At 37.4% G+C, this 9,649-nt stretch carries 7 protein-coding genes, 1 rRNA gene and 1 riboswitch; of the genes, 1 reads left to right on the top strand and 7 read right to left on the bottom strand.

Translation table 11 applies throughout. From position 1 onward, the window contains the following. The 7 genes from FFX44_RS12455 to FFX44_RS12425 all read right to left on the bottom strand — a co-directional run. Positions 1 to 109, bottom strand: a 16S ribosomal RNA gene (locus FFX44_RS12455); the annotation flags it as partial. A 691-nt stretch (positions 110 to 800) separates the two neighbouring features. Further along, entirely contained in the window at positions 801 to 2,069 is a 1,269-nt protein-coding gene (serS, locus tag FFX44_RS12450) for a serine--tRNA ligase (RefSeq protein ID WP_289981712.1), read from the bottom strand. 292 nt (positions 2,070 to 2,361) lie between these two features. Then, a complete protein-coding gene (locus FFX44_RS12445; RefSeq protein WP_289981706.1) occupies positions 2,362 to 3,825 on the bottom strand; it encodes an amino acid permease in 1,464 nt (487 codons plus the stop codon). Positions 3,826 to 4,036: 211 nt separating this feature from the next. Further along, positions 4,037 to 4,214: riboswitch (Lysine riboswitch) on the bottom strand. Positions 4,215 to 4,283: 69 nt separating this feature from the next. Next, entirely contained in the window at positions 4,284 to 5,966 is a 1,683-nt protein-coding gene (gene alsS, locus FFX44_RS12440; protein WP_289981701.1) for an acetolactate synthase AlsS, read from the bottom strand. A 245-nt stretch (positions 5,967 to 6,211) separates the two neighbouring features. Beyond that, the gene (locus tag FFX44_RS12435) at positions 6,212 to 6,730 is read right to left on the bottom strand and encodes an Rrf2 family transcriptional regulator (protein ID WP_289981686.1); all 519 of its coding nucleotides are present in this window, start codon (positions 6,728 to 6,730) and stop codon (positions 6,212 to 6,214) included. A gap of 2 nt (positions 6,731 to 6,732) precedes the next feature. Continuing rightward, positions 6,733 to 7,263, bottom strand: a complete 531-nt coding sequence (locus tag FFX44_RS12430; protein WP_289981680.1) for a GNAT family N-acetyltransferase — start codon at positions 7,261 to 7,263, stop codon at positions 6,733 to 6,735. Between the two features lie 34 nt (positions 7,264 to 7,297). Continuing rightward, positions 7,298 to 7,984: a DUF805 domain-containing protein gene (locus FFX44_RS12425; protein ID WP_289981675.1), complete on the bottom strand. Its 687-nt coding sequence runs from the start codon at positions 7,982 to 7,984 to the stop codon at positions 7,298 to 7,300. Between the two features lie 342 nt (positions 7,985 to 8,326). Here FFX44_RS12425 and FFX44_RS12420 point away from each other — a divergent pair, with 342 nt between their 5' ends. Then, positions 8,327 to 9,367, top strand: a complete 1,041-nt coding sequence (locus tag FFX44_RS12420) for an LCP family protein (protein WP_289981667.1) — start codon at positions 8,327 to 8,329, stop codon at positions 9,365 to 9,367. Positions 9,368 to 9,649: the final 282 nt, after the last annotated feature.

Here is a 9,649-nt window from a genome sequence, read left to right as displayed (position 1 = left end):
TCAAAACTTCCGGTGAATGCAAGCATTCGGTGAAAGCTTTGCGTTCGACTTGCATGTATTAGGCACGCCGCCAGCGTTCGTCCTGAGCCAGGATCAAACTCTCATTTTAAAAGTTTGTGACTCTTTAATTAATTATTTACTAGCGAATTGACTTCGCAAATGTTTGCTCTTGTACTAAACAAGAGACCCTACACATTTGATTTGTCGAAACTTTGTTCAGTTTTCAAAGGTCTACTCTTAGACATGACACAAGAAATTATTATACGTGTTATCCATTAGAATGTCAATAAGTTTTTCAAACTCAATCACAAATTTCCAAAACCAACAACCTGTTAAAATAACCTCACTATGTACGTCCTATCAAGGAGAAAAAAGTAATCTATCTCCTCGACAACAATGTATATCATACCAACTATTTCATATTGCGTCAACAACTTTTTTTATTTTTATCCTCAATAGTGGAGATTCTACATCATCCAAACCGGTAAGACAAAACACATTGAAAAAAGAAAGTAACATGGATCATAATGGGAGTGTGCCATAAGTCGGGAAAATTTGAGTACTAACTCGAAATTACGAACATAGCAGGCACTTTGCTATGAGTAATTCGAAGTTAGACGGAGAATTTTGACTTATGAAACACGTTTATACGGAATAAATAGAGAAACTGAATCAAAATTTAACTTTTGACCCCGTCTTTCAATGTAAAACAAAAAAGTTCTGACATTAACTGATTTTCATCAATATAATGTCAGAACTAATCTTAGATTATTTAATCTATTCCATAAATCAATCTTTTGCTACTTAATAACCTCTAGACCGTTCAAATATGGACGAAGCACTTCTGGTACAGTAATTGTACCGTCCTCGTTTTGACAGTTCTCTATGATTGCTGCCACTGTTCTTCCAACGGCAAGTCCAGAACCATTCAAAGTATGCACAAATTTTAATTTGCCCTCTTCATCACGGTACTGAATATGTGCTCTTCGTGCTTGAAAATCTTCACAATTAGAGCAGCTTGAAATTTCACGATATACATGCTGTGTAGGCATCCAAACTTCAACATCATGGGTCATAGCTGCAGAAAAGCCCATATCGCCAGTCGAAAGTGTAATAATATGGTATGGAAGTCTTAATTTGTCAAGAATATTGCCAGCATTTAAAGTCATTTTTTCCAATTCATCATAAGAATCTTCTTGTTTACAATACTTGACCATTTCTACTTTATTAAACTGATGCAGTCTTATCAACCCTCTTGTATCTCGACCCGCACTACCAGCTTCTGATCTGAAAGATGGTGATAGCGCTGTAAAATATACTGGCAAATCTTCATCTGGAATAACTTCATCACGATAATAGTTTGTTAAAGGAACCTCTGCCGTAGGAATTAAAGTTAGGTCCTGGCCTTCAATCTGGAAAACATCTTCTTTGAACTTAGGAAATTGGCCTGTGCCAAACATAGAAGCCCCATTTACCATATACGGCGGCAGCACTTCTGTATAACCTTCTTTAGCATGTTCATCTAACATGAAGTTATAGATAGCGCGCTCTAACTTTGCACCCCATCCTTTATAGTATAGGAAACGACTACCTGAAACTTTTGCTCCACGTTCAAAATCCAAAATTCCCAGTTTTTCTCCGATATCCCAATGCGCCCTTGGTTTAAAATCAAATTCACGAGGAGTTCCAACAACTTTAATTTCTACATTTGCCGCTTCATCCGGACCAACAGGAATAGTTGGGTTAGGCAAATTAGGTAATCTTGCTGCCATATCAAGAACTTTATCATTCACTATATTGAGCTGCCCATCGAGCTGTTTTATCTCATTGCCGACTTCTTTCATTTCGGCAATCGCAGCTGCTGCATCTTCCTTGTTTCTTTTTGCTTGAGCAATTGCTTGTGATACTTCATTTCTTTTTTGCTTAAGGGTCTCTGTCTTAACAACTAGCTCACGCCGTACCTTATCTTGTTCAAGCAACTCATCAATTATTTCAGGTTTAATATTGCGCGTTGCCAGTCTTGTCTTAACTTCGTCTTCATTAAGCCGAATCATTTTGATATCTAACATTTTTATTTCTCCTCCTATTTTTATTGAATAAAAAAAGCCTTCTCATCCCTCAATTGGGACGAAAAGACTTCATTCGCGGTACCACCCAAGTTCGACTTCAATGAAATCGCACTCAACTAGAATAACGGTCTCCCGTGCAGCATTACCTGCCCACATAACGAACGCTGGAATTTCGACTTCATGATTTGCACCAACCATCATGTCTCTGAAAGTCTACTTGAGGCGTACTCAAATGTTTTCTGATATATCATCTATCCATAATAATAGTATTTCTTCAATAAAAATGCAACTGTTAATCACTTTTTTTGCTTGCAATATCATGCGGTGTTAAATCGACTTTTTCCAATGGAATCATTTTCGTATGATACTTAATCTTATAATAGAAAAACAAAACTAGAAACAATGGGATACTCATATAGCTGACACCAATTGCCTGCCAATCCCAGTTAGCAAACGACTTTAAATCTTGTCCGATTATTACCAATACACACAGAATAAACGAAAGTATTGGGCCAAAAGGAAACCATTTCGCATGATACCTCAAATTGTCCAAAGACTTGCCTTGTGCTTTAAATGCCTTTCTAAAACGATAATGCGAAACTGCTATTCCAAGCCATGCGATGAATCCCGTTAAGCCACTCGCACTTAACAAGAATGAATATATTCTAGTACCATACACACTTGCAAAGAAAGTCAGCAACCCAACCGCAGTTGTTCCCAGCAATGCATAGAAGGGAACTCCTCGTGTATTTAACTTACTAAATATCCGTGGAGCATTACCATGATGTGCTAGTGAAAAAAGCATTCTTGTAGAGGCATACATCCCAGAATTTGCTGCGGAAATTACTGAAGTTAAAATCACCGCATTCATCACACTAGCAGCCGACGCCAATCCTGCTCTTTTAAAAACAAGTGTAAACGGACTGATTGTAATATCACTCGCACTTGAACCTAATAAATTAGAGCTTGTATACGGAATTAAACAAGCTATCACAAAAATTGAAAGAATATAGAATAACAAAATTCTCCAAAACACCTGTTTAATTGCCTTGGGGATACTCTTCTCAGGTGTCGCAGATTCACCAGCTGTAATTCCAATCAGCTCTGTCCCTTGGAATGAAAAACCTGCCACTACAAAAACACTTAATAAAGTTGGAATTCCTCCAACAAATGGCGCTTTGTGGTAAACAAAATTCTCAAGTCCTACTGCATGACCACCCATAATGCCAATTATTGTCAAAAAACCAACAAGTAAGAAAATGATAACCGTAACTACCTTGATTAGCGACATCCAATACTCAGCTTCTCCAAATGACAAAACCGAAAATGCATTAATGGCAAATATGATTACCAATGCTGCCATACTAAATATCCAGGTTGGAATATGAGGAAACCAAAACTTCATCACTAACGCAACTGTACTGACATCAACTGCAAGTGTGATTGCCCAATTGAACCAATAATTCCAACCCATTGCAAAACCAAATGCAGGATCAACAAATCTGCTGGAATATGTTGCAAAGGACCCCGTGACCGGCAAATAGGTTGCCATTTCACCTAAGCTGGTCATCAAAAAATAGACCATTATTCCAATCCCTATGTAAGCTGCTAGAGCCCCACCAGGTCCCGCAGTACTAATTGCAGAACCGCTTGCAACAAATAAACCTGTTCCAATACTTCCCCCAAGAGCAATCATTGACAAATGTCTTGTCTTTAGGGTTCGACTAACTTTTCTTGTAACTTTTTTTGCTTCCATTTTTCCTCCTAAATTTTTAAGAGGCAACCAAGCATGTACTTCAGTCAATTAACCCTTTACATATGAATAACAGTGTAGATAAAAAGGAGCTGGGTCAAAAATTAAATTTTGAGCCAACTCCTCTATTTATTACGAACAAATGTGTTTCATAAGCCAAAATTTTCATGGCTTATGTCACACTCCCATATAATTCATAAACTAATAAAAAGTCATACTCGATAGCTCTCCGCGCAAATCCGCACGACAGTCTCCAGCCTCTTAAGCTGAATCCCAACAACTAGCTGTTAAAGCAGCCAATTATTTCGGCAAAATCTCCTTTCACTGCAACTCACCAATGCCTCAACATTTCGTAGCAGCTACTAATATCATCTGCAACCTCTTTTCGATATATTTAATTATACGCTGTCGAAAATAAAAGACAACACCTGTAAATAAGTGCAATCTTTCTCAACTGCTGCTTAATGAATTTGATCATCTAAAATTTGTGTACCCAGTTCATGATTAAAACTGTAATCGACTGGAATATCGACAACAACTGGTCCTTTTGTTGCAAATGCTTTATCAAGAACCGCTTTAAGTTCGCTTGCCTTTGTAACCTTCAATCCAGTAGCGCCAAAGCTTTCAGCATACTTGGCAAAATCCACTGGTCCGAATTTTACACCAGCATCCTGTCCATACTTAAGCTCTTCTTGGAATTTGACCATATCGAAATTACCATCATTCCAAATAATATGCACAATGTTTAAGTTAAGACGAACTGCTGTTTCTAAATCTTGACTAGAAAATAAGAAGCCGCCATCACCAGAAACTGAAACAATTTGCGCATCTGGTCGAACTAAAGCTGCCGCAATTGCCCATGGTAGTGCAACACCCAATGTTTGCATCCCATTACTGAACAATAAATGACGGGGCACATAACTTCTAAAATGGCGTGCCATCCAAATATAAAAACTCCCCACATCAACAGTGACTGTCATGTCATCTGTTATATGGCTTTGCATCTCGCGGATAACACTCAACGGATGATTTAGCACTTGCTCTTTTTCAACTGCTGGAGCTTCATCACGTTCTTCAAGTTTGACGTGTAAATCTGACAAATAGTTGCGTGATGTTTCAGGCACCTTGTATCCTTTCATGTATGGTAACAAGAAATCCAATGTTTGTTCGATGTTTCCAATTAATTCGCGTTCAGGTTGAAAATTCTTGTCTATCTGGGATTCAATCGTATCAATGACAACAATGTTCGCATCACCTGCAGCATTCCAGTTTCTTGGCTCATATTCAATTGGATCATAACCAATTGCAACAACCAGATCACTCTTCTTAAGCAAACGATCACCTGGTTGGTTGCGGAACAAACCAACACGACCAAAGAAATCACTTTCCATATCACGAGGAATAATCCCAGCTCCTTGGAATGTTTCAACAACAGGTAGATGTGTCTCCGAAATCAATGTTCGAATTGCTTTTGTTGCTTCTGGAGATGAGGCACGCATTCCAACAAGTAAAACTGGCATTTGCGCAGCCTTGATTCTTTGCGCAAGCAATGTAGATTCAACGGGACTTGCTGGCCCTAATTTGGGCGCAATTAATGGCTTAATTACTTTTGTGTTTACTTCGGCATCAACAACATCTTGCGGTACAGAAACAAATCCTGCCCCTTGTTTTCCTGCCTCTGCTTCACGATAAGCATTAGCAACGACCTCCGAGATATTGTCAGGATCTTGCACTTCAGCACTATATTTTGTAATCGGTGCAAATAAAGCAGCATTATCCATGCTTTGATGCGTCAAACGAAGCAAATCAGTTCTTTGAACTTGTCCTGAAATCGCCAGCACTGGATCTCCCTCAGCAGTTGCAGTAACAAGTCCTGTTGCAAGGTTGCTTGCACCTGGTCCTGAGGTCGTCAATACAACCCCCGGTTTGCCCGTAATTCGACCGATACCTGCAGCCATAAATGCGGCATTTTGTTCATGACGGGTCAAAATCAACTTTGGCGCTCTAGGGTTGGTCGGATGTTCAAGCTTCTCAAACACACGATCAATCTTTGCGCCAGGAATACCAAATACATATTCAACGTCATGATTTGCAAGGCTGTCAATTAAAGCATCAGCACCATAATATTTTCCTTTGTCTTTCATTGTAGCAAAACTCCTTTTTAATCAACTCATACTGACTTGTCTGCATCAATTAATAAATGATGCTTGTAAATTCAAGGATTATGATAGCATTGAGAACTATCAAATACTAGCTTGTTTTTTCCTTGTGAACAAAATAATTATCACTTATGTAAGCAATTACTTGTAATTAAGGAATTCAATAAATAAAAAAAGTATGCTTTGTTAAAGGGGTAACTTTACAAAAAAAGAGCTTATATACCAATTTTTCAGTACTTAATATTTTTCAATAGTTCTGCCATTTCTTGTTTTTTCGTCACATCAGGATCGTTCCAGTCAACCAACTTAACTTGTCGGTTACCAAAAGTTTCTAGGATGATATCATGGACAGTTTTTTCACTTAAATATTCACACCATCGTTTATCAGCTTCTTGAAAAAGTTCACCAATTACATGTGTTGCTTCATGCGATATTGGCAAAAAGTCTTTGAATACTAAGTCAAGAAAGCCTAAGTCAGGATATGTTTTTATATCCCCCTCAGTCGCATTCACAATCTGCAGAAAGGTTATCTCTTTGGGATCTTTCGCCAAAGAAAATCCACCGCTATTGCCTGAAACAGATGTTATTAAACCCGCAACTACTAATTTGCGCATTATTTTTTGCAAATAGGTTTGTGAGCCTTTTATCCTTTCGTGAATTATCTGTGACGACAGCGGGACATCTCTTTTTTGAGTTGCTAAAAGTGCAATAATACATGCTGCCTGCTCAAAGCCTTTGGTTAACTGCATATTCAATTCCTCCTTTTTTCAAGAATTTTTTCATAGGCTATTACTTTGTTTTTCATAAGTTGTGCTTCAAAATACGGAACCTCAATAACTGAAGAAACCGTAAATCCTGCTTTTTCCAGTACACGTTGTGATGCAACATTCTCGATGGTCACATACGCCTCAATTACAGCTATCATCTTTTTATTATTCTTAATCCACTCGACTAATAACTGCATCGCTTCAGCCATATAACCCTTATTCCAATACTTATTATTGAGAGCATATCCCACTGCCACTCGCTTTACGGTCTGTTCCACAAAAGCAAGTTCCTGTTCATACAAACAAATATTTCCAATCACTTTCCCATTTGGCAGAGTTATTACCCATGCCAATTCGGTATCAAGCTCTGTGTAGAAATCCTTAGCCGCTGAGTACGTGCCACTCTGAATAAAACCGGCCGCTTGTGCAACCTCTTTTTGAGAGCTATATTCATATAAATCACCGACATCACCAAGCTGGACATGCCGCAATCGTATTTTATTTCCCCTAATCATTGTTAATTCCCCAATACTGGATATAGTCTATCTATTACTTCTTATTAAAAGTATAACTCATATCGCGCTTTGATTGGGGCAAAATCAGCAGCAAAAACAGCAAAAAATCTCCAAATCCAAAGAAAAATTTTATAAGTATCAAAATTCCCGGTAAACTGCAATCATGAAGCCTTCTTATCTGGGCAGTTGTAATTGAAACATAGATCAAAGTCATCCAAATGCCTATCGCAATTTGTTCTGTCAAATCTATAGCCGCAGGGTCAAATTTATTTACAATTACAAGCACTTCTCCTAATATCATGCCAAATATTAATGATAGTGCAAAAATTCCCACAATTGACCACCAAAAATCAGCTCTCCCCATTCTTTTTTGCAACACAAACATATCCTTAAGCATCAGTCTTGTAGAAACAAAAATTCCGGGGTTTTTATTTTCATTCAGTAACAGCTTTTTTACCTGTGTTTCCTTCGCATTTTTCTTTTCTTCTTCAATTTCTATTTTTTCAGCAGTCATAGGATTTTCTGTGAAGCCTTTTACATCGATAAAAGACTGGTCTTTCCCACAGTACGAACAGTAATTCGCATTAATTGGAATCTTCTTCTTACAAAATTTACATTTTTTTGCTTCAAATTCCGCTTCAAAAACTTCTTGTTGCACTCCACAATGACTACAATAACGCTCATTTTTCTTGATACCATATCCACAACGTTGACATTTCATTAATTAAGCCACCTTGTCCCTTCACTAAATATAACAATTAATTCAGCTGTTTTACTATTTTTTATTTTATACTATTATACAGTATTTATTTCTGATATTTTTTGATACTACTAAAAATACATCGCTTTTAGCAAAAAAGCGCATTATTTATACATAATGTTTCTTTCAAAAGTCCAGCATAAATTGATAAAAGCCAAAATTTAATCTTTGACCCAGCTCTGGCGCTATACAATTTCTTGTTACAGTTGGCTTACAACTTGACTTATCGCTTTCTTAATTGGTCATAAGTATTATTCTCTGTTAAAATTGTAACTGTTGATTCATCAGAGGAGATGAAATATTGTGGGCACAGAGCCAGAATTGAAACGTTCAGAAGTAAAGAAAAGAAAAGATCAGGCTGCTAAACCGCGGAAGCATAAATATTTCACGGCATTTTTATGTGTGTTCGTTGTGCTACTTGGAATCTTCTTTCTATATCTTGGTCGTATCTATAACACTGCTCAGAAAATGACAACCAAAATATACAGTTCAAGCAATATAACAAAGGCTCGTAATACTCAAAATTTACTAAAAGCAGGCAAGCCCATTTCTATCTTACTGATGGGTACCGATACAGGTGCTGTTGGGCGAAGCTTTAAAGGCCGAACTGATACCATGATTGTCCTAACATTAAATCCGCAAAAAAAGAAAATGACGATTGTTAGTCTTCCACGTGATGCTCTTGTTGCAGTAACTGGGTACAAAAAATATTACCCCAGCAAACTAAACTCGGCATATGATTACGGTGGCTCAGGGACAGCGATTAAAACCATTCAAAATTACTTGAATATTCCAATTGATTTTTATGCAACAATCAACATGGGTGGACTTGAAAATATGGTTAACGCTGTTGGCGGTGTCACCATTAAGCCTCTTCTAACTTTTTCATATGGCGGACATTCATTCATTAAAAACAAAGAAACTCAGATGAATGGCAGTACAGCTCTTGCATACGTTAGAATGCGTCATTCCGATCCATTAGGAGATTATGGGCGTCAGCAAAGGCAGCGTCAAGTCCTAGCAGAAGTTGTTCAGAATGGAACAAAATTAAAGTCCCTTTTGACTGAAAGCTTCTTCAAAGAAATTAAAAAACAGCTAAAAACAGATATTACTTTCAATGATATGCTGTTATTGGCATTGAAATACCGTGGCACCACACATAATATGACTTCAGATCATTTACAAGGTTCCGCTGATTTAATATCAGGGATATCTTTTGAAGCAGTCCCAGCAACAGAAAAGCAGCGAATTACAAACCTAGTCCGTTCTTCATTAAATCTTGAAACTGCAACAACTGGTAATACTTTATTAAACTCAAGTAGCATCAATACGACTGAAAAGTAAGCTGCAACTGCATACACAGTTAATGACTTGATGCCCTACGTAGGAAGAACAAATGCAGCATAAGACTGTAAAACTTGAGTACCAATATAAAACTAAGAATCTCACGTGTACCTTTACTATGAATAATTTGGAGTTGTCCAGAGAATTTTTACTTACGTCGTTTGTAAAATTAAGTTAGAAATAAAAAAGCCATTTGTGGTAGACTTTTGAATATCCCTAATCAAAAGAGAGGTAACCACAAATGACCTATAAACATCTTACCACACGGGAATTAACCTTCAT

Source organism: Lactobacillus sp. UCMA15818 (genome assembly GCF_030400225.1).
Taxonomy (GTDB): Bacteria; Bacillota; Bacilli; order Lactobacillales; family Lactobacillaceae; genus Liquorilactobacillus.
Note: the sequence above shows the minus strand (reverse complement) of the source record. Positions and strands in the feature narration are given on the sequence as shown.

Coding starts and splice junctions, on each gene's coding strand:
- serS (WP_289981712.1), bottom strand. CDS start 2,069: ATGTTAGATATCAAAATGATTCGGCTTAATGAAGACGAAGTTAAGACA.
- FFX44_RS12445 (WP_289981706.1), bottom strand. CDS start 3,825: ATGGAAGCAAAAAAAGTTACAAGAAAAGTTAGTCGAACCCTAAAGACA.
- alsS (WP_289981701.1), bottom strand. CDS start 5,966: ATGAAAGACAAAGGAAAATATTATGGTGCTGATGCTTTAATTGACAGC.
- FFX44_RS12435 (WP_289981686.1), bottom strand. CDS start 6,730: ATGCAGTTAACCAAAGGCTTTGAGCAGGCAGCATGTATTATTGCACTT.
- FFX44_RS12430 (WP_289981680.1), bottom strand. CDS start 7,263: ATGATTAGGGGAAATAAAATACGATTGCGGCATGTCCAGCTTGGTGAT.
- FFX44_RS12425 (WP_289981675.1), bottom strand. CDS start 7,984: ATGAAATGTCAACGTTGTGGATATGGTATCAAGAAAAATGAGCGTTAT.